The organism is Saccharopolyspora hordei, from assembly GCF_013410345.1.
GTDB classification, from domain to species: Bacteria; Actinomycetota; Actinomycetes; order Mycobacteriales; family Pseudonocardiaceae; genus Saccharopolyspora; species Saccharopolyspora hordei.
On the sequence record NZ_JACCFJ010000001.1, the window covers coordinates 1,465,415 to 1,483,770 of the forward strand.

18 protein-coding genes are annotated in these 18,356 nt (G+C 72.8%); 15 read left to right on the top strand and 3 right to left on the bottom strand.

Features of this window, described 5'->3' with window-relative positions; translation table 11 throughout:
- Positions 1–404: 404 nt before the first annotated feature.
- From mbhE to HNR68_RS07020, 11 genes are all read left to right on the top strand, one after another.
- A complete protein-coding gene (gene mbhE, locus HNR68_RS06970) occupies positions 405–2,786 on the top strand; it encodes a hydrogen gas-evolving membrane-bound hydrogenase subunit E (RefSeq protein ID WP_343049980.1) in 2,382 nt (793 codons plus the stop codon).
- On the top strand, positions 2,783–3,325 hold the full coding sequence (locus HNR68_RS06975; RefSeq protein WP_179718774.1) for an MnhB domain-containing protein: 543 nt from the start codon (positions 2,783–2,785) through the stop codon (positions 3,323–3,325). Before mbhE ends, HNR68_RS06975 begins: the two co-directional genes overlap by 4 nt.
- On the top strand, positions 3,322–3,741 hold the full coding sequence (locus tag HNR68_RS06980) for a Na(+)/H(+) antiporter subunit C (protein WP_179718776.1): 420 nt from the start codon (positions 3,322–3,324) through the stop codon (positions 3,739–3,741). The genes HNR68_RS06975 and HNR68_RS06980 overlap by 4 nt, the downstream gene beginning before the upstream one ends.
- Positions 3,738–5,270 (top strand): Na+/H+ antiporter subunit D, encoded by a 1,533-nt coding sequence (locus HNR68_RS06985; RefSeq protein WP_179718779.1) that lies wholly within the window; start codon positions 3,738–3,740, stop codon positions 5,268–5,270. Before HNR68_RS06980 ends, HNR68_RS06985 begins: the two co-directional genes overlap by 4 nt.
- On the top strand, positions 5,267–5,821 hold the full coding sequence (locus HNR68_RS06990; protein ID WP_179718781.1) for a Na+/H+ antiporter subunit E: 555 nt from the start codon (positions 5,267–5,269) through the stop codon (positions 5,819–5,821). Before HNR68_RS06985 ends, HNR68_RS06990 begins: the two co-directional genes overlap by 4 nt.
- Positions 5,818–6,084 (top strand): MrpF/PhaF family protein, encoded by a 267-nt coding sequence (locus tag HNR68_RS06995; RefSeq protein ID WP_179718783.1) that lies wholly within the window; start codon positions 5,818–5,820, stop codon positions 6,082–6,084. The genes HNR68_RS06990 and HNR68_RS06995 overlap by 4 nt, the downstream gene beginning before the upstream one ends.
- On the top strand, positions 6,081–6,428 hold the full coding sequence (mnhG, locus tag HNR68_RS07000; protein WP_179718785.1) for a monovalent cation/H(+) antiporter subunit G: 348 nt from the start codon (positions 6,081–6,083) through the stop codon (positions 6,426–6,428). Before HNR68_RS06995 ends, mnhG begins: the two co-directional genes overlap by 4 nt.
- Positions 6,429–6,552: 124 nt before the next feature.
- A complete protein-coding gene (locus HNR68_RS07005; protein ID WP_179718787.1) occupies positions 6,553–6,837 on the top strand; it encodes a hypothetical protein in 285 nt (94 codons plus the stop codon).
- Between the two features lie 485 nt (positions 6,838–7,322).
- A complete protein-coding gene (locus tag HNR68_RS07010) occupies positions 7,323–8,645 on the top strand; it encodes a M20 family metallopeptidase (protein WP_179718789.1) in 1,323 nt (440 codons plus the stop codon).
- Positions 8,646–8,875: 230 nt separating this feature from the next.
- On the top strand, positions 8,876–10,102 hold the full coding sequence (locus HNR68_RS07015) for a M20 family metallopeptidase (protein ID WP_179724719.1): 1,227 nt from the start codon (positions 8,876–8,878) through the stop codon (positions 10,100–10,102).
- An 88-nt stretch (positions 10,103–10,190) separates the two neighbouring features.
- Entirely contained in the window at positions 10,191–10,850 is a 660-nt protein-coding gene (locus HNR68_RS07020; RefSeq protein ID WP_246330406.1) for a hypothetical protein, read from the top strand.
- A 2-nt stretch (positions 10,851–10,852) separates the two neighbouring features.
- Here the strand turns inward: HNR68_RS07020 and HNR68_RS07025 are convergent, their stop codons facing one another.
- Positions 10,853–12,328, bottom strand: a complete 1,476-nt coding sequence (locus tag HNR68_RS07025) for an FGGY family carbohydrate kinase (RefSeq protein WP_179718791.1) — start codon at positions 12,326–12,328, stop codon at positions 10,853–10,855.
- Positions 12,329–12,483: 155 nt separating this feature from the next.
- Here HNR68_RS07025 and HNR68_RS07030 point away from each other — a divergent pair, with 155 nt between their 5' ends.
- Together HNR68_RS07030 and HNR68_RS07035 are read left to right on the top strand one after the other, a co-directional pair.
- Complete coding sequence (locus HNR68_RS07030; protein WP_179718793.1) at positions 12,484–13,197, top strand: HAD-IA family hydrolase; 714 nt, start codon at positions 12,484–12,486, stop codon at positions 13,195–13,197.
- 28 nt (positions 13,198–13,225) lie between these two features.
- Complete coding sequence (locus HNR68_RS07035; protein ID WP_179718795.1) at positions 13,226–14,668, top strand: FGGY-family carbohydrate kinase; 1,443 nt, start codon at positions 13,226–13,228, stop codon at positions 14,666–14,668.
- Between the two features lie 11 nt (positions 14,669–14,679).
- On the opposite strand, the gene HNR68_RS07040 is transcribed toward HNR68_RS07035, so the two are convergent.
- Positions 14,680–15,468, bottom strand: a complete 789-nt coding sequence (locus tag HNR68_RS07040) for a DeoR family transcriptional regulator (RefSeq protein ID WP_179718797.1) — start codon at positions 15,466–15,468, stop codon at positions 14,680–14,682.
- 102 nt (positions 15,469–15,570) lie between these two features.
- Positions 15,571–16,041, bottom strand: coding sequence for a gamma-glutamylcyclotransferase (locus tag HNR68_RS07045; protein WP_179718799.1), 471 nt, complete (start codon positions 16,039–16,041; stop codon positions 15,571–15,573).
- Between the two features lie 264 nt (positions 16,042–16,305).
- On the opposite strand from HNR68_RS07045, the gene HNR68_RS07050 reads away from it, so the two are divergent.
- Positions 16,306–17,709: an NAD(P)H-quinone dehydrogenase gene (locus tag HNR68_RS07050; protein WP_179718802.1), complete on the top strand. Its 1,404-nt coding sequence runs from the start codon at positions 16,306–16,308 to the stop codon at positions 17,707–17,709.
- Between the two features lie 53 nt (positions 17,710–17,762).
- On the top strand, positions 17,763–18,152 hold the full coding sequence (locus tag HNR68_RS07055) for a thiol-disulfide oxidoreductase DCC family protein (RefSeq protein ID WP_179718804.1): 390 nt from the start codon (positions 17,763–17,765) through the stop codon (positions 18,150–18,152).
- Positions 18,153–18,356 lie beyond the last annotated feature (204 nt).

Below are 18,356 nucleotides of genomic sequence, written 5' to 3' on the forward strand. Positions count from 1 at the left end.
CGGGGCGATCGTTGCGCACCTGAGATGACCAGCGGTCCGCCGTCACGAACAGCGCCAATCGGGCGAATCGGCGTTACGGATCGTGAGTAATCCCACGTCGCAGGGGGTGCGGGAACCTCGGTCGACACCTCGAACGTCTTTTCGTCGCAACGGGAAAACCGGTAGCGGTCCGTGATCGCCGGGAAGATCGCGGATTCGCTCGAACTGGTGTCTTTCGGATAAGTTGGGCATCGATCGGACCTCGTCGGCATCGATGGCCCGAGCCTTCTCAACGTCGATGTTCGCAGGGCCGCGCACCAGGTGCGGCGCGCGCACCACGGTGCGTCCGCGAAGACGGTGGCGAACAATCCCGGTGGTCGGGGTGTCGGCGGGTCGGCTGACCACGACCAATCGGCGTCGAGGAGGTGCCCTTGCTCGCGTTCGTCGTCGTGCACCTGCTGGTCGCCCTGGCACTCCCGTTCCTCGCCCGGCGCAGCACTCGAGCCGCGTTCTTCACCGCGGCGGTCCCCCCGGCCGCAGCGCTGCTCTGGGTGCTCGCGCACGCGGGACCGGTGCTGTCCGGGCAGACCGTCAGCGAGACGGTCGAGTGGGCGCCGCTGATAGGGCTGGAGTTGGCCTTCCGGTTGGACGCGCTGGCGCTGCTGATGACCATCCTGGTCTCGGGCCTGGGCGCCGTGGTGCTGGTCTACTCCGACGCCTACTTCTCCCGCGGCGGCGGTGACGCGCGGCGGTCCGCCCCGCTGCTGCTGGCGTTCGCCGGCGCGATGCTCGGGCTCGTCCTCGCCGATGACCTGATCACCGTCTACGTCTTCTGGGAGCTGACCACGGTCTGCTCCTTCCTGCTGGTCGGGCAGGCCGGGGTCAGCCGCGAGTCACGCCGGTCGGCGCTGCAGGCGCTGATGATCACCAGCATGGGCGGGCTGGTGATGCTGCTCGGCTTCGTGGTGCTGGGCGAGTCCGCGGGCACCTACCGGATCTCCGAGCTCATCGAGCACCCGCCGACCGGCGGGACGACCGGGCTCGCCGCCGTGCTGATCCTGGTCGGGGCGTTCACCAAGTCCGCGCAGGTGCCGTTCCACAACTGGCTGCCCGCGGCCATGGTCGCGCCGACCCCGATCAGCGCCTACCTGCACGCCGCGTCGATGGTGAAAGCGGGCGTGTTCCTGGTCGCCCGGCTCGCCCCGGTGTTCCCGAACCTGCCCGAGTGGTGGCTGCCCACCATCGTGTTCGGCCTGGTCACCATGCTGGTCGGCGGCTGGCGCGCGCTGCACGAGCACGACCTGAAGAAGCTGCTGGCCTACGGCACCGTCAGCCAGCTCGGCTTCCTCATGGTGCTGTTCGGCGCCGGCACCCACACCGGCGCGATGGCCGGGGCCGCGATGCTGCTCGCGCACGGCATGTTCAAGGCGACCCTGTTCCTGGTCGTCGGCATCGTCGACCACCAGGCCGGCACCCGCGACATCCGCGAGCTGTCCGGACTGGGCCGCTCGATGCCGTGGCTGGCGGGCGTCGCCGTGCTCGGCGTGGCCTCGATGGCCGGGCTGCCGCCGATGCTGGGCTTCATCGGCAAGGAGGCCGCGTTCAGCGCCTTCCTCACCGGTGCGCGGCCGGACCTGCTGGTGGACGCGGTGCTGGTGCTCGGCTCGATGCTCACCGTCGCCTACAGCCTGCGGATGCTGTGGGGCGCGTTCGCGGACAAGCCCGAGCTGCCGCAGACCACGGTCAAGCCCGCCACCGCGGGCGCGCTGGTCCCGACCGCGCTGCCCGCCCTGGCGGGCGTCGTGCTCGGCGTCGGCTACCCGGTGGCCGACGTGCTGGCCAGCTCCTACGCCGAGTTCTTCACCCCGGTGGTGCCGTACCACCTGGCGCTGTGGCACGGCTTCACCCTGCCGCTGCTGCTGTCCGCGGTCGCCGTCGCCGGCGGTGTCGCGCTGCACCTCGGCCGGGTCCGGCTGACCGCGGCGCGCGACCGGCTGCCGCGACCGCTCGACGCCCAGCGCGGCTACGAGCTGATCATGGCGCAGCTGGAGCGGGTGGCGGTCGGCGTCACCGGTCGCCTGCAGGTCGGTTCGCTGCCCACCTACCTGGGCATCATCCTGCTGACGCTGCTGGTCGTCCCGGGCTCGGCGCTGCTGCTGCGGCTGACGGTGCCGGACGACCTGCGCGGTTACGACAACCTCCTGCAGGTCCCGCTGGCCATCGTGGTGGTCGTCGCGGCGGCCGCGGTGCTGCGCGCGCGCCGCCGGTTGACCGCCGTGCTGCTGGTCGGCCTGGTCGGCTACGGCATCGGTGGGCTGTTCATCGTCGACGGCGCCCCCGACCTGGCGCTGGCGCAGTTCCTGGTGGAGACGCTGACGCTGGTGGCGTTCGTGTTCGTGCTGCGGCGGCTGCCGGCGCGCTTCACCCAGTCCGGCACCGCGAAGGTGTGGCAGGCGCCCAAGGCGGTCATCGCCGGGGCCGCCGGGATCCTGGTCGCGGTGGCCGCGGTGATCTTCAGCGGCGCGCGCCAGAACCCGCCGGAGTCGAGCGCGGCCTTCATCGCCAACGCCGAGCAGGGCGCGGGCGCGACCAACGTGGTCAACGCGATCATCGTCGACTTCCGCGCCTTCGACACCGTCGGCGAGATCTCGGTGCTCGCCATCGCCGCCACCGGGATGGCCAGCCTGATCCTGGCCTCCCGCCACGAGCGCCGGAAGCGCAGCACCCGGGTGCCGTCCATCACCGTCAAGACGACGACCGGCCTCGTCGAGCAACCGGTCAAGCAGCACGAGGAGGTGCGCGAATGACGACGACACCGACGCGTCCGTCCTGGACGACGTGGGACGCACCGACCGAACGGTGGTTGCTGTCAGGCTTCTGCCGCGACGGCAAGCAGCGCACCGTGCTGCTGGAACTGGCGGCCCGCGTCGTCTTCCCGACCGTCCTCGTGCTGTCCATCTACCTGCTGTTCGCCGGGCACGACCGGGCCGGCGGCGGGTTCAGCGGCGGGCTGGTCGCCGGGCAGGCGTTCGTGCTGCGCTACCTCGCCGGTGGCCGGATGGACGACAGCTCGATCGTCTCGCTGCGGCCGCCGGTGCTCATCGGCCTGGGGCTGGTCATCGCCACCACCTCGGCGTTCCTGCCGCTGCTGTTCGGCGGGGAGCTGCTGGAGACGGCGATCCACAAGGTCACCGTGCCGCTGCTCGGCCAGGTCAAGCTCGTCAGCAGCATCGTGCTGGACACCGGCGTCTACGTGCTGATCGTGGGCGTGGTCCTGGACCTGCTGCGCACCTTGGGCTCGGGCATCGAAGCCGACGTCCAGGCGGCGGAGCGGGGGCAGGCATGACGATCAACCTGACCATGGCCCTGGTGCTCGCGGTGCTGTACTCGGTCGGCTTCTACCTGCTGATGCAGCGTTCCCTGGTGCGCATCCTGCTGGGCATCGTGGTCCTCGGGCACGGCTCGAACCTGCTGCTGCAGACCGCCGGGGGGCCGCCGGCCGGGGCCGCGATGATCGGCATCACCGACCCGGCGCACATGGCCGACCCGCTGCCGCAGGCGATGGCGCTCACCGCCATCGTGATCACCTTCGCCCTGACCACCTTCCTGCTGGCGCTGGCGTACCGCTCGTGGTCGCTGCTCGGCCACGACGAGGTCCGCGACGACCTGGAGGACCGGCGCATCCGCCGGCTGGAGCGCCGGCTGGCCGAGTCCGAGGAGGACACCGCCGAGGAGGAGCTGGAGAAGGAGGCCACCCAGTGACCGTTCTCGTGGCCCTCCCCGTGCTGCTCCCCCTGCTGGCGGCCGGGCTGTCGCTGGCGCTGGGGCGCTTCGCGGACTTCCAGCGCGTGCTCGGGCTGGTGGTGCTCGGCGCGATCATCGTGGACGCGGGGGTGCTGCTCCACGTCGCCGACACCGTCGGCCCGGTGGTGCTGCAGATGGGCGCCTGGCCGGCGCCGTTCGGCATCACGCTGGTCGGCGACCGGCTCTCGGCGCTGCTGCTGGTGATCTCCTCGGTGGTGACCTTCGCGGTGCTGATCTACTCGATCGGCCAGCGCATCACCGACTACGGCCGGGAGCGCTCCAGCACCACGTTCCACCCGATGTACCTGATGCTGTGCGCGGGCGTCTCGCTGGCCTACCTCACCGGCGACCTGTTCAACCTGTTCGTCGCCTTCGAGATCATGCTCAGCTCGTCGTACGTGCTGATCACCCGGCGCACCACCTCCACCCGCATCCGCGCGGGCATGACCTACACGATCGTCAGCCTGTCGTCCTCGCTGCTGTTCATCACGGTGATCGCGCTGGTCTACGCCTCGACCGGCACGGTGAACCTGGCCGACCTGGGCGCGAAGGTGCAGCAGCTGCCGGACGGCCTGCAGGTCGCGCTGTCCCTGCTGGTGGTGATCGTCTTCGGCGTGAAGGCGGCGATGGTGCCGCTGCACTTCTGGCTGCCGGACAGCTACCCGACCGCGCCCGCGCCGGTCACCGCGGTGTTCGCCGGGCTGCTCACCAAGGTCGGCATCTACGCGATGATCCGCACCCAGACGCTGGTGTTCAGCCACTCCGAGAGCTGGAACCTGATGCTGGGCATCGCGCTGGTCACCATGCTCGTCGGCGCGCTCGGCGCGCTGGCCCAGAACGACCTCAACCGGCTGCTGTCGTTCCTGCTGGTCAGCCACATCGGCTACATGCTGTTCGGGCTGGGGGTCTACGACGTGGTCGGCCTGACCGGCGTGATCCTCTACGTGGTGCACCACATCACCGTGCAGGCGGCGCTGTTCCTGGTCAGCGGGTTGATCACGCGGCACACCGGCACGGTGGCGCTGACCCGGATGGGCGGGCTGGCCAAGGCCGCGCCGCTGATCGCGGTGCTGTTCGCGCTGCCCGCGCTGGCGCTGTCGGGGGTGCCGCCGTTCTCCGGCTTCGTCGCCAAGCTGGCGCTGCTGCAGGCCGGTGCCGGCGCCGGGACGTGGACGGCCTACGCGGTGACCGGCGGCCTGGTGCTGACCAGCCTGCTCACCCTGTACGCGATGGCGCGGGTGTGGACGCGCGCGTTCTGGGGCCAGGTCAAGGCGCCCGAGCAGGACCCCGACCCGACCGACGAGCTGGTGGTCGGCACCGGCACCTCGAACCGCCCGATGGTGATGGCCAGCGGCGTGCTGGTGGCGGCGAGCGTCGTGATCGCGGTGGTGGCCGGGCCGCTGGCCGAGGTCAGCGGGCGGGCCGCGGCCGACCTCATGCACGGCGACACCTACCGGAGCGCGGTGCTGGGGGGTGCTGCGGAATGACCGAGCGGATCGCCCGTCGCGGCCGGCTGCTGCGGCGGTTGCCGATGGTGGTCTGGCTGACCCTGGTCTGGGTGATGCTGTGGGGCACCTTCGACCTGGGCACGCTGTTCTTCGGCCTGGTCGTGGCGGTGCTGGTGACGGCGCTGTTCCCGAACCCCGCCATCCGCACCGGCATCGTGGTGCGCCCGCTGGGTCTGCTGCGGCTGGTCGGGTACCTGGCCTACGACCTGGTGGTCTCCACGGTCCGGGTGTCCTGGCAGGCGGTGACCCGCGGGCCGGGCACGCCCGCCGGGATCGTGGCGGTGACCCTGCGGACGGACTCCGACCACATCACCGCGATCCTGGCCAACGGGATCTCGTTGGCGCCGGGCAAGTTCGTGCTGCAGATCGACCGGTCCAACCGGATCGTGTACACCTACGTGCTCGGCATGAGCCCCGAGGACGCCGAGGCCATGCGGGAGGACGTGCTCGCCCTGGAGCGCCGGGTGGTGCGCGCGGTCGGCTCGGACACCGAGCTGGCCCTGGTCGACGGACGGGAGGGACGAGCATGACCTGGGTCTTCATGGTGACCTTCGGGCTGCTCTGCGTGGCCGGGTTGCTGGTGCTGGTGCGGTTGATCCTCGGCCGCAGCACGATGGACCGGATCGTGGCGCTCGACGTGTTCGTCACGATCGTCATCGCGGCGACGTGCGTCAGCATGGGCTGGCTGCAGGACGGCTCGAACATCGCGCTGCTGACCGCCTTCGCGCTGCTGGCCTTCATCGGGACCATCAGCGCGGCCCGGCTGGTCGAGAGGAAGGAGCCGTACCGATGAGCCTGCTGGACGTCTTCTCCGCGGTGTGCCTCATCGTGGGCGCGCTGTCCTGCCTGCTCGGTGCCATCGGCCTGCTGAGCTTCCCGGACGTGCTGGGCCGCCTGCAGGCCGCCACCAAGCCGCAGACGCTGGGGCTGCTCCTCATCCTGGTCGGGACCGCGGTGCAGCTGGACTTCGTCTACGCCACCGGGCTGGTCCTGGTGGGGCTGTTCCAGATGCTCACCTCGCCGGTGATGGCGCAGCTGGTGGGCCGGGCGGCGTACCGCGGGGACAGCATCCGCCGGGACGTGCTGGTGGTGGACGAGCTCGGCGAGCGGATCGAGCGGGAACGCCGGGTCCGCTGATCCGATCCGGCACATCTCGACTGCGACTGGTCACAGACCGCGGCGACTATGATCAAATAGTCCTGTACGGGTGACCACGAAAGTGTCGGTAGTCCGACGCGGCGCAGAAGGATGTGGAGCCATCATGTGGCGGACCGGCCGCGTGCTCGCGGGCCTCGCGATGGTGCTCAGCGTGGTGCTGGCGCCTCCGGCACTGGCGGCCGAGGAGCCCGCCGCACCGCCGAGCACGCTCGTGGTGGCGCAGGAGGCGCCGCCCGCCCCGCCCGCCGAGCCGGCCCCGGGCGAGGGCATGAGCCCGGACCAGCGCATGGCGATCGGCGTCACCGGACTGGTGCTGATCGGCGCGGTGCTGCTGTCGCGCCGGCTCCGCAAGAAGCCCGTCCTGTTCGTGGAGTGGAAGAAGTCGTGAGGTCGGTGCGGTAAACCTGGCGGTGACCCGTTCTTCACGAAATGCTTTCGCTGTCAATTTGCGCCATGGACTAGACCTGACGGCGAACCTGTGGGATTTTCACAACTGACTACGCGCGTGAGCGCCCGTCCTGCGAGGCGCCAGCAGTCCTTGACGTGCGGAGATCGGGGTGAACGCCCCCCCACGGACGTGGGCCGGCACCGGGAAGCCCCCCGACCGGTGCCGGCCCACACCCTTCTCGACGATCCTTGCGCTCCGGTGCGTGACCGCGCGTGCTCCAAATGGTTGAAAATGGAACGAATGTGCGCGGACGGCTGACCGTTCCCCATTCCTGACGTGAGTTCCCGAGCGCCCGGAGCCGTCTCCGGGGCGCTTCGGTCGCGCTGAACCACGACCACCCGTTCGGCGCAGCGGGCGTACCGGTGGGCTCGCCGTCCCGCGTCGGCGCCGCGCCGGAGATCGCGGTGGTGCAGGATGGGCGGCAAATGAGTACCTCGTCCGCTCCGCACCGCGTTCACGACCCGTCCGCCACCGCGCGCGCCCGCTGCCGCGCCGCCGTGCAGCGCCACGAACGCGAGCTGGTCGAGCTCTCCCACAGCATCCACGCCGAACCCGAACTGGCCTTCGCCGAGCACCGCAGCGCGGCCAAGGTCGCGGACCTGCTCGCCCGCCACGGCTTCGCGGTCCGCACCCCGGCGGCCGACCTGGACACCGCGCTGGTCGCCGAGTCCGGCAGCGGCGAGCTGGTGGTGGGGGTCTGCGCCGAGTACGACGCGCTGCCCGAGGTCGGGCACGCCTGCGGGCACAACGTCATCGCCGCGGCCGGGGTCGGCGCCGCGCTGGCGCTCGCCGAGGTCGCCGACGACCTGGGCATCACGGTCCGGCTCATCGGCACCCCGGCCGAGGAGACCGGCGGCGGCAAGGTGCTGATGCTCGAGCGCGGCGTCTTCGACGACGTGGCGATGGCGATGATGGTGCACCCCGGGCCGGAGGAGGTGTGCCGACCGACCTCGCTGGCCATCACCGACCTGGAGGTGCGCTACACCGGCCGCGCCGCGCACGCCGCCTCGGCCCCGGAGCTGGGCGTCAACGCCGCCGACGCGCTGACCGTCGCGCAGGTGGCCATCGGCCTGCTGCGCCAGCACCTCGAGCCGCAGCAGATGGTGCACGGTATCGTGACCGCAGGTGGCGCGGCGCCCAACATCGTCCCCGCGCACACCGCGGCGGTCTACAACCTGCGCGCTGCCGAGGCGCGCTCCCTCCAGCGCCTGGAGAACCGCATCCGGGCCTGCTTCGAGGCGGGCGCGACGGCGACCGGGTGCACGCACGAGGTCGTGCAGGTCTCCCCGGTCTACGCGGAGCTGGACCCCGACGGCTGGTTGTCGGAGGCCTACCGCCGCGCGATCACCGAGCTCGGGCGAGAACCGCTCGATCGAGGTGCCGAGCAGGACCGGGTCATCGGCAGCACCGACATGGGCTCCGTGACGCAGTTCCTGCCCGCGATCCATCCGATGATCGCGATCGACTGCGGTGGTGCGGTCAACCACCAGGCGGAGTTCGCCGCGGCCTGCGCTGCCCCGACCGCCGACCGGGCGGTGCTCGACGGGGCGGTGGCGATGGCCTGGACCGCGGTGGCCGCCGCTGCGGACGGCGCGCAGCGCGATCGCCTGCTGGCGTCCGTGCGCGAGCGCTGCGCCCGCAGTTCGTCGGAAGAGTTCCGCACGCCGGGCAACGGCGCGCGCAGCGGTCCCGCTGCGCCCCGAGACCCGGGTGCGGGTGCCCAGCAGGGCGCCGAGGACGTGGCGTGAGCGGTGCTCCCGGGCCCCGCCCGCGCCGCGCGACGGGTCCGGGCACCCCCGCAAGACACTGGAGGAGTGGCGTGACCGTCTTGGATTCTCGTGGCCAGGAACCGCGCCGGCCGTCGAACGGCGGTTCGGTGGTGGAGGAAGCGGAACGGCACGCGGCGGAGCGCTCCGCCGCGCGCGGTGCGCTCCTCGCGACGGGTGCTGACGGGCCGTCCACGCCGATCAGCAGCACCATGTCCAGCGTGGACACCAGTGTCGGGGTGGTGGCGGACCTGGGTGCCGGTCGCGGGCCGTCCTGGCTGGACTCCTGGTTGGCGGAGAACGCCCAGCGGGTGGTGGCCTGGCGGCGGCACATCCACGCCTACCCCGAGCTCTCCCGTGCCGAGCACGAGACCACGGCGTTCCTGGCCGAACGCCTCACCCGAGCTGGCCTGAAGCCGCAGGTCCTGCCGGTGGGCACCGGGCTGGTCTGCGACATCGGCGAGGAGCGCCCCGGCGGGCGCACCGTGGCGCTGCGCGCGGACATCGACGCGCTGCCGCTGACCGAGGACACCGGCCTGCCGTACTCCTCCACTGTGGACGGGGTCGCGCACGCCTGCGGCCACGACGCGCACACCACGGTCGCGCTGGGCGCGGCGCTGGCGCTGGCCTCCGCGCCGGAGCTGCCCGGGCGGGTGCGGATGATCTTCCAGCCCGCCGAGGAGGTGATGCCCGGCGGCGCCCTGGACGTGCTGGCCTCCGGCGCGCTCGACGGGGTGGACCGGATCTTCGGGCTGCACTGCGACCCCCGGCTGCCGGTCGGCACGCTCGGCACCCGCGTCGGCGCCATCACCTCGGCCAGCGACCTGCTGGAGCTCCGGCTGTCCTCGCCCGGCGGGCACACCTCGCGCCCGCACCTGACCGCGGACCTGGTGCACGCGCTGGGCACCGTGATCACCGGCCTGCCGACGCTGCTGTCGCGCCGCGTCGACCCGCGCACCGGAACGGTCCTGACCTGGGGCGCGGTGCACGCGGGGGAGGCGCCGAACGCCATCCCGCAGGACGGGGTGCTCACCGGCACCCTGCGCACCGGCGACCGCGACACCTGGGCGAAGCTGGAGCCGCTGGTGCACGAGCTGGTGCACAGCCTGCTCTCGCCGCTCGGGGTCGGCTTCGACCTCCAGCACCGCCGCGGCGTGCCGCCGGTGGTCAACGACGAGGAGAGCACCGAGCTGTTCCGGGCCGGCATCGAGGCCGGGCTCGGCGCCGAGGCCCTCGCCAGCACCCCGCAGTCCTCGGGCGGTGAGGACTTCGGCTGGTACCTGGAGCACGTGCCGGGCTCGTTCGCGCGGCTGGGCGTGCACTCCGGCCGGGGCCGGACCAAGGACCTGCACCAGCCGACGTTCGCGCTCGACGAGCGGGCCCTGCTGGTGGGCGTCCGCGCCATGGTCAACACGGCGCTGCTCAGCCTGCAGCACTAGCACCCGATCCCTGCAGCACCAGCACCCGATCGAGGTGCATCCACCCGCTGGCTGCATCTGAGCGCGGGGTCGGCTCCTCTACAAGGGCATGAGGACGAACTTCCCCTGCCCCGCACGACGATCCCCGCGCCCGGTGGCGGAGTGGCCGCCGTCGGCCAAGCACGGCGCGATGACCTCCTCCGACGCGGAACGGCTGCTCGGAGCGGACGAGCTCGCGGAGGGACTGGACCGCGGTGACTGGGCGCGGCCCTGGCACGGCGTGGTGGTCCCGGCCGCCCGCGCGCACGACCCGCTGACCCGCGCGGCCGCCGCGCTGCTGCGCGCCGGACCGCACGCGGTGCTGTCCGGCCCGACGGCGGTGGCGCTGCACGGGTGCGGCCCGGTGGACGAGGTCGTGCACGTGACCGTCCCCTACGACCGCGAGCTGCGCTCGCAGCCGGGCCTGGCGGTGCACCAGGGCTGGGTGCGGGAGTGCGACGTCGTCGAGCTGGACGGGCTGCGCACCCAGGCGCTGGACCTCGCCATCGCGGAACTGCTGTGCACCGGCGACCAGCGGACGGCCCTGGACTGCCTGGAGCGGGCCCTCGGGCAGCTCGGCGAGCGCGCGGAGCACTTCCGCGCCGTGGTCGCCGAGCGGGTCGCCCGCCGCCGGGACCGCCGCGGCACCCGGCGGGCGAGCTCGCTCATCGACCTGGCCTGGGCGAAGCCGAGCGCCGAGCTGGCCGTGGGGACCGGTGGTGCGCGATGAGTTCAGCGCGAGCGCTGGTACCAGCCGGCGGCCTGGGCCGCCTCGCGGGCGGCGAGGAACCGCGCGTAGGCGTCGTCGTAGGTGGCCCGGTTGGCGTCCACGGGGTGCAGCGGCTCCTCCGTGCCGACCAGCTCACGGGCCACCTCGGTGGTGCTGCGGCCGGTCAGCAGGGCCTGCGCGGTCACGGCCGCGCCGCGGGCCCCGGCCTGCTCGTCGGTGGTGCGCACGACCGGCAGACCGGTCACGTCGGCGATCACCTGGCGCCACAGCCGGTTCGCCGACCCGCCGCCGGTGAGCCGGAGCTCGGTGGGCTGCGCGGTGCTGGCCCGCAGGCAGTCCCGGATCGTCATGGCCAGCCCTTCCAGGACGGCCCGCGCGATCTCGGCCGGTCCGTGCTCCAGGCTCAGGCCGTGCAGGCTGCCGCGCGCGGACGGGTCGTAGAACGGCGCGCGTTCCCCGGCGAGCGAGAGGTAGGGCAGCACCAACAGGCCCCCGCTGCCGGGTTCGGCCTGTTCGGCGAGGTCGGTGAGGTCCTCCGGGTTCGGCAGCCCGAGCACCCGGCACGCCCACTCCACGACCTCGGTGCCGGAGAGGGTGGCGCTGGCGAGCATCCAGCGGCCCGGCTCCGGGGTGCGCAACGACATGCCGACGGGGGTCCGTTCGAGCCGTGGGCTGTCGCTGATCACCTCGGTGCAGATCGTGGTGCCGAGGATGGTGCAGGCCTGGCCGGGCTCGGTGACGCCGGCGCCGATGGCCGTGGAGACCACGTCGTAGGCCCCGAGCACCACGGGGGTGCCGGCGGGGACGCCGAGCCGTGCCGCGGCGGTCTCGCGGAGCGGGGCGATCCGCTGCTGGCCGTCCACCACCTCGGGCAGCAGGCGCCGCGCCCAGTCCAGCCCGAGCTCGGTGAGCACGGTGGGCGAGTACTCCCCGGTCCGGGCGTCGAGGAACGGGTTGGAGGCCTCGGAGACGTCCCAGGCCAGGCGGCCGGTGAGGCAGTGGAACAGCCAGCCGCCGCAGGTCAGCACCGTGGCGGACCGGGCGGTCCGCTCGGGCTCGTGCTCGGCGAGCCAGCGCAGCTGCGCGTGCGGCAGACCGCCGAAGCCGACCGACCCGTTGACCTGGAACAGCTCGGCGAGGACGCCCGAGGCGGCCCAGTCGGCGGCGATCGCGGACGCGCGGGCGTCGTTCCAGAGCAGTGCGGGGCCCGTGGGCCGACCGTCGTCGTCGACGAGCCAGCACCCGTCGCCCTGCGCGGTGAGCGCGAGCGCGGCCACCTCGGACCCCGTCTCGGCGGTGAGCTCGGCGACGGTGTCGGCGACGGCGTCCCAGACCTCGTGCATGTCCTGCTCGGCCCAGCCGGGTCGGGGATGCTCGACCCGGGTCGGGCGACGGGCGACCGCGAGCTCGGTGCCGTCCGCTGCGTAGGCGACGCTCTTCACCACCGAGGTGCCGGCGTCGATGCCGATGGTGATCACGGGCGTTCCCTCCAGATCGCGCCTACCGGGTCGGCCGGTTCGCGACCCGCCGACATCACAGCATCGAGTGTTAGAAATTTCAAGATAGGTGTTATCTTCGGGTCGGGATGTGACACCACGCTCCCGGGAGCGCACCACCACGGGAAGGACGCGACGTGCCGCCTCACGCCACCACCGAGCCCGGCTCGGGCCGCATCGACCTCGTGCTGCTCGACGTCGGCGGCCCGGTCTACGACGACCGCGCCTACCGCGACGCGCTGCTGCGCGCCGTGCGCGAACTCGCCGCCGAGGACGGTCGCGAAGTCGACGAAGCCGAGTTCCAGCAGGTCTACGACGAACGCCGCCAGGCCCAGGGCGGGTCGCTGCGGACCGCGGTCGCCGAGCGGTTCCTCACCGCGCAGGACCGGCAGCGGCTCTCCGAGCGGGCCGAGCGGTACTGGGAGTACCCGCCGTCGGCGCTGCACGACGACGTGCTGCCCACGCTCCGCCGGCTCGCCGGCCGCTACACGATCGCGATCGTGGCGAACCAGCGCGCGGTGGTGGTGGACGCCCTGCGCCGCGACGGGGTGGCCGACTTCGTCGACGTCTGGGCGATCTCGGAGGTCGTCGGCGCGGAGAAGCCGGACCCGCGGATCTTCCAGCACGCGCTGCGCGAAGCCGGTGTCGACGCCGCGCACGCGGTGCACGTCGGCAACCGGCTGGACACCGACGTGCGCGGTGCCCACCGGGTCGGCCTGCGGGCGGTGTGGGTGACGCGCGGGGAGGCCCCGCCGAACCCCACGCCCGAGCAGCTCGCCGAGCCGGACGTCGCGGTGGCGTCGATGGCCGAACTGCCGGAGGCGCTGGAGAAGCTGCAGGCCGCCCGATGAGCGGCACACGCCCCGGGGAGGAGTGCTGATGGGAGAGCTCGTCGCGGGGGTCGACGTCGCGACCGCGAACGTGCGGGTGCAGGTCCACGACCGGGCCGGAGCGCTGGTGGCGTCGGCCTCCCGGCCGCTGCCACGGCCGGTGCGCTCCTCGGGCGGCCGTTCCGAGCAGGACGCGAGCACCTGGTGGCCCGCGGTCCGGGACTGCCTGGCCGAGTGCACGGCCGCCCTGGGTGCGCGCCGCGCCGAGGTCGTCGCGCTGGCGGTCTCGGCGACATCGGGCACCGTGGTGCCGGTCGACGGCCGCGGTGCCCCGGTCGGTCCGGCGCTGATGTACGACGACCGGCGCGCCGAGGCCGAAGCCCGCACCGCGGTGCAGGCCGGAGCGCCCCGCTGGGAGCGGACCGGCACCACCCCGTCGGCCGGGTCGGGCCTGGCCCGGATCGGCTGGCTGGCGCACCACCTGCCGGAGGGGACCGAGCAGGTCTGCCACACCCCGGACCTCATCGCCCGCAAGCTGGTCGGGCGGCCGGTCGCGACCGACACCAGCCACGCGCTCAAGAGCGGCTACGACGCGGTGGCCGGGGAGTGGGCGACCGAGGTCTTCGACGCGCTCGGCGTGCCGGCCCGGCTGCTCCCCGAGGTGGTGCGTCCCACGGAGGTGCTCGGCGAGGTCGACGCGACGGCCGCGGCGGAGACCGGCCTCCCGGTGGGCTGCGAGGTCCGGGCCGGGATGACCGACGGGTGCGCGGGCCAGCTGGCGTGCGGGGCCGTCGACGTCGGCCAGTTCGTCACCGTGCTGGGCACGACGCTGGTCCTCAAGGGCGTGTCCGAGCAGCTCGTGCACGACCCGACCGGGGCGGTCTACAGCCACCTGCACCCGGCCGGCGTGTGGCTGCCCGGCGGCGCGGCCAACGTCGGCGGCTCCGCGCTGTCCGATGTGGACACCGCTGAGCTGGCGGAGCTGGACCGCGCGGCCACCGAGCGCGGCCCGGCGAGCGTGGTGCACTACCCGCTGCGCGGCGAGGGGGAGCGGTTCCCGTTCCTGGCCGAGCGGGCCACCCGGTTCCTCCTCGGCACGCCGCAGGACCGGGTGGACGAGTACCGCTCCCGCCTCGAGGGCGTGGCCTTCTGCGAGCGGCTCGCGCTGGAACGCCTGGCCGAGCTGGGCGCCCCGGCCACCGGGCCGGTGCGCACTGCGGGCGGCGGCGCGCGCAGCCTCGCCTGGTGCCGGATCAGGGCGTCGATCCTGGACCGCCCGGTGGTGCGCGTGGACGGCGCGGGCACGGCCCTCGGCGCCGCGCTGCTGGCGGCGAGCGGGTCGGTCCACCCGGACCTCAGCGCGGCGGCCACCGCGATGGTGCCCGAGGGGCAGCTCGTCGAGCCGGAGCGGGCGGAGGTGGCCCAGCTGGACGCCGGCTACCAGCGCTTCCTCGGTGAACTGCGCACGCGGGGGTGGCTCGCGGCAGCCTGACCCGCGCGGGCTCAGCGCTCGGCGACCTCCAGCGCCACCCCTGCCGACCGCAGCTCCTCCAGCCGCGCGGCCGGGGTGCCGGCGTCCACCACGACCAGGTCGAACTCGGTCAGCGGGGCCAGTTCGTGCACCGCGCGCCGGTCGAACTTGGAGTGGTCCAGCAGCAGCACCCGCTTGCCCGTCGTGTCCATCAGGGCCCGCTTGACCTGGATCGTCTCCTGCGAGCGGTGCAAGCAGTGCCCGCCGACGACGGCGGTGGTGGACATGAACAGCACGTCCGAGCGCAGCGTGCGGGCCATGGTCGCGGTGTGCAGGCCGAGGAACGCGTCGTAGGACGGCTGGTAGTCGCCGCCGAGGCCGATCAGGTGCAGCCCGGGTTCCCCGCTGAGCAGGTTGATCACGGACAGGAAGTTCGTCACGACGGTCAGCGGGGCCAGTGCCGGCAACCGCTCGGCCACCGCCAGCGCGCTGGTGCTGTCGTCCAGGGCGACGACCTGGCCGGGGGAGACCAGGCGCGCGGCGTGCTCGGCGATCCGCGCCTTCTCCTCGGCGGCGTCGGCGATCCGGGCCCGCACCGAGGTCTCCAGCAGCGCCGTCGGGGTCGAGGTCGCCCCGCCCCGGACCTTGCGCAGCCAGCCCTGCTCCTCCAGCACGTCCAGGTCGCGGTGGATCGTCATGCCGCTGACGCCGTGCTTGGTGGCGAGCTCCTCGATGCGCACGAACCCGCTGGCCAGCACCTCCGACCGGATCTGCTCGCGCCGCTCCTGCTGGCTGACCGGTGTGCCGCCTGCCTCGGCCACGCCGAACCCCTCACCTCGAAACCCACCGCCCCGGCTGCCCGGGCGCGGACGATGACGTGTGCAATCCCCCGTGATTGTCACACGCGAGGCGTGATGTTCGGGTCAGATGTCACGCGGGGAGCCGGGCCCGACGTTGTGGCAGGGACGTTTCCGCAGCTTCTCGACGTAGTCCGCAGGGGCTCCGGCGGCTTCCGCGGCGTCCGCCATCACACCGAGGTAGCGGGCGGACGGCAGGCCGCCCTCGTAGGCGTCGAGCACGTACAACCAGGCGAGCACCGGCCCGTCCAGCGTCTGCACCCGAAGCCGGAGCTTCTTGTGCATGCCCAGCTCGGCGCCCTCCCAGTTGTCGAGCTGCTTCTCGTCCTCCGGGCTCACGTCGTAGAGCACCACGAAGACCTGCTCACCGGGGTGTTCGACGATGGTGGCGAGAGCGCCTTCCCAGCCGTAGTCCTCGCCGCCGAAGGTCAACCGCCAGTCCATCAGCCAGCCCGTTCCGGCCATCGGCGAATGCGGGGCTCGCTTCAACATCTGGGCTGGATCCATGTTGGACCCGTACGCGGCGTACAGAGGCACGCCCCACAGGGTAGCGATCGACTGCCCGTTCGGCGGACCGGACCGCGTCACGAATGTGGGTACTCGCGATCGACCTGGACAGCCGGGGGGTGTGCGCTGGTCTTCCGCTGATCGCGGAGAGCAGCCGCCGTGACGCTCGGTCGTGTCCGTCCTGTGGGGTGGGCCACGGTGGTCATTTCGGGCGACACCACCCGGATTGACCGGACTACGCGCAGCGTACGGTGGGTCTGGCGCCCACACGGCAGGCATCGGGAGGAACACGAAGTGACCCGCATCGTGATCATGGGAGGCGGCCCGGCTGGCTACGAGGCAGCGCTGGTCGCCGCGTCGAACGGGGCGGACGTCACGCTGGTCGAGCCGGAAGGCCTCGGTGGGGCTTGCGTGCTCTACGACTGCGTGCCGTCGAAGACCTTCATCGCTTCCGCGGGTGCGCGCTCGGCGTACCGCGACGCCCGTGAGCTCGGCATCCGCGTCAAGGCCGAGGACTCCGACGTCGACGTGGCGGTCGTGCACGGCCGGGTCAAGGGCCTGGCGCTGGCGCAGTCCGCCGACATCCGCTCCCGGGTCCGCCGCGAAGGCGTCAAGATCCTGCCCGGTCGCGCGCGCTTCACCAACCCCGCCAAGGGCATGGCGGTGCACCAGGTCGGCGTCGACCTCGCCGACGGCGGGTACGAGGAGCTGACCGCCGACGTCGTGCTCATCGCCACCGGCGCCACCCCGCGCGTCCTCAAGGGCGCCGAGCCGGACGGCGAGCGCATCCTCAACTGGCGGCAGCTCTACGACCTGCCCGAGCTGCCCGAGCACCTCGCGGTGATCGGTTCCGGCGTCACCGGTGTGGAGTTCGCCTCCGCCTACACCGAGATGGGCGTCAAGGTCACCATGATCTCCAGCCGCGACCGCGTGCTGCCGCACGAGGACGCGGACGCGGCGGCCGTGCTGGAGGAGGTGTTCGCCGAGCGCGGCACCGAGGTCGTCAAGCACGCCCGCGCCGAGAAGGTGGAGCGCACCGACTCCGGCGTGCTGATCCACCTGGCCGACGGGCGGCAGGTGGAGGCCAGCCACGCGCTGATGACCGTGGGCTCGGTGCCCAACACCAGCGACATCGGGCTGGAGCGGATCGGCATCGAGACCGACCGGAACGGCTACATCCCGGTCGACCGGGTGTCGCGGACCTCCGTGCCCGGCGTCTACGCGGCCGGTGACTGCACCGGTGTGCTGCTGCTGGCCTCGGTGGCGGGCATGCAGGGCCGGATCGCCATGTGGCACGCCCTCGGCGAGGGCGTCACCCCGATCAAGCTCAAGACGGTCGCCGCGAACGTCTTCACCCACCCGGAGATCGCCACCGTCGGCATCAGCCAGCAGGCCATCGACAGCGGTGAGGTGCCGGCGCGGACGGTGATGATGCCGCTGGCCACCAACCCGCGCGCCAAGATGGAGGGCCTGCGCCGCGGTTTCCTCAAGGTCTTCTGCCGGCCGCAGACCGGCGTGGTGGTGGGCGGCGTCGTGGTGGCGCCGAACGCCAGCGAGCTGATCCTGCCGATCGCGCTCGCGGTGCAGAACCAGGTGACCGTGGACAACCTGGCCAACACGTTCTCGGTGTACCCGTCGCTGTCGGGCTCGGTCACCGAGGCGGGCCGGCTGCTGATGCGGCACGACGACCTGGACTGACCGGCCGTCTTCCGGAGCCGGTCCGCGGGTACCCGGGTGGCAGGAGGGTGGCCATGACCGAACTCCCCGTGCTGATCTACGACGGTGACTGCGGCTTCTGCACGCGCAGCGTGCGCTGGGCCGAGCGCTTGCCGGTGCGGATGCGCGTGCTGCCGTGGCAGGAGGCCGACCTCGCCGCCTACCGGACGACGCGGGACCGGGCGCAGCACGAGGTGCTGTGGGTGGCCCCGTCCGGGCGGGTCTTCGGCGGTGCCGCCGCGGTGGCCGAGCTGCTCAAGAGCTGCCGCGGGCCGTGGCCGGCGGCCGGTCTGCTGATGTCCGCGCCGGTGCTGCGGACGCTGGCCGACTGGGTCTACCGGGCCGTCGCCGCGAACCGCTCCCGGCTGCCCGGCGGGACCCCGGCGTGCCAGCTCCCGGAGCACGAACGCCCGGGCCGTTCCTGAGCCGCACGATCTCGGCCGAAAGTACGAGACCGGCGGTGCCAGTCCCGGCCGATCGGTTGACTCCACCTGACACATCGGCTGATCCACGATCACTCGCCGCGCCATAACGTGGTTGTCGTCGGGGGTTGCAGCAGGCCGGTTCCCCCGTTCCAGGGGATCGACGGGGTGAACCGGCCCCTCAGCGATGACGGTGCGTCCAGGCGC

Coding starts and splice junctions, on each gene's coding strand:
- HNR68_RS06975 (WP_179718774.1), top strand. CDS start 2,783: ATGACGACGACACCGACGCGTCCGTCCTGGACGACGTGGGACGCACCG.
- HNR68_RS06980 (WP_179718776.1), top strand. CDS start 3,322: ATGACGATCAACCTGACCATGGCCCTGGTGCTCGCGGTGCTGTACTCG.
- HNR68_RS06990 (WP_179718781.1), top strand. CDS start 5,267: ATGACCGAGCGGATCGCCCGTCGCGGCCGGCTGCTGCGGCGGTTGCCG.
- HNR68_RS06995 (WP_179718783.1), top strand. CDS start 5,818: ATGACCTGGGTCTTCATGGTGACCTTCGGGCTGCTCTGCGTGGCCGGG.
- mnhG (WP_179718785.1), top strand. CDS start 6,081: ATGAGCCTGCTGGACGTCTTCTCCGCGGTGTGCCTCATCGTGGGCGCG.
- HNR68_RS07005 (WP_179718787.1), top strand. CDS start 6,553: ATGTGGCGGACCGGCCGCGTGCTCGCGGGCCTCGCGATGGTGCTCAGC.
- HNR68_RS07010 (WP_179718789.1), top strand. CDS start 7,323: ATGAGTACCTCGTCCGCTCCGCACCGCGTTCACGACCCGTCCGCCACC.
- HNR68_RS07015 (WP_179724719.1), top strand. CDS start 8,876: ATGTCCAGCGTGGACACCAGTGTCGGGGTGGTGGCGGACCTGGGTGCC.
- HNR68_RS07020 (WP_246330406.1), top strand. CDS start 10,191: ATGAGGACGAACTTCCCCTGCCCCGCACGACGATCCCCGCGCCCGGTG.
- HNR68_RS07035 (WP_179718795.1), top strand. CDS start 13,226: ATGGGAGAGCTCGTCGCGGGGGTCGACGTCGCGACCGCGAACGTGCGG.
- HNR68_RS07055 (WP_179718804.1), top strand. CDS start 17,763: ATGACCGAACTCCCCGTGCTGATCTACGACGGTGACTGCGGCTTCTGC.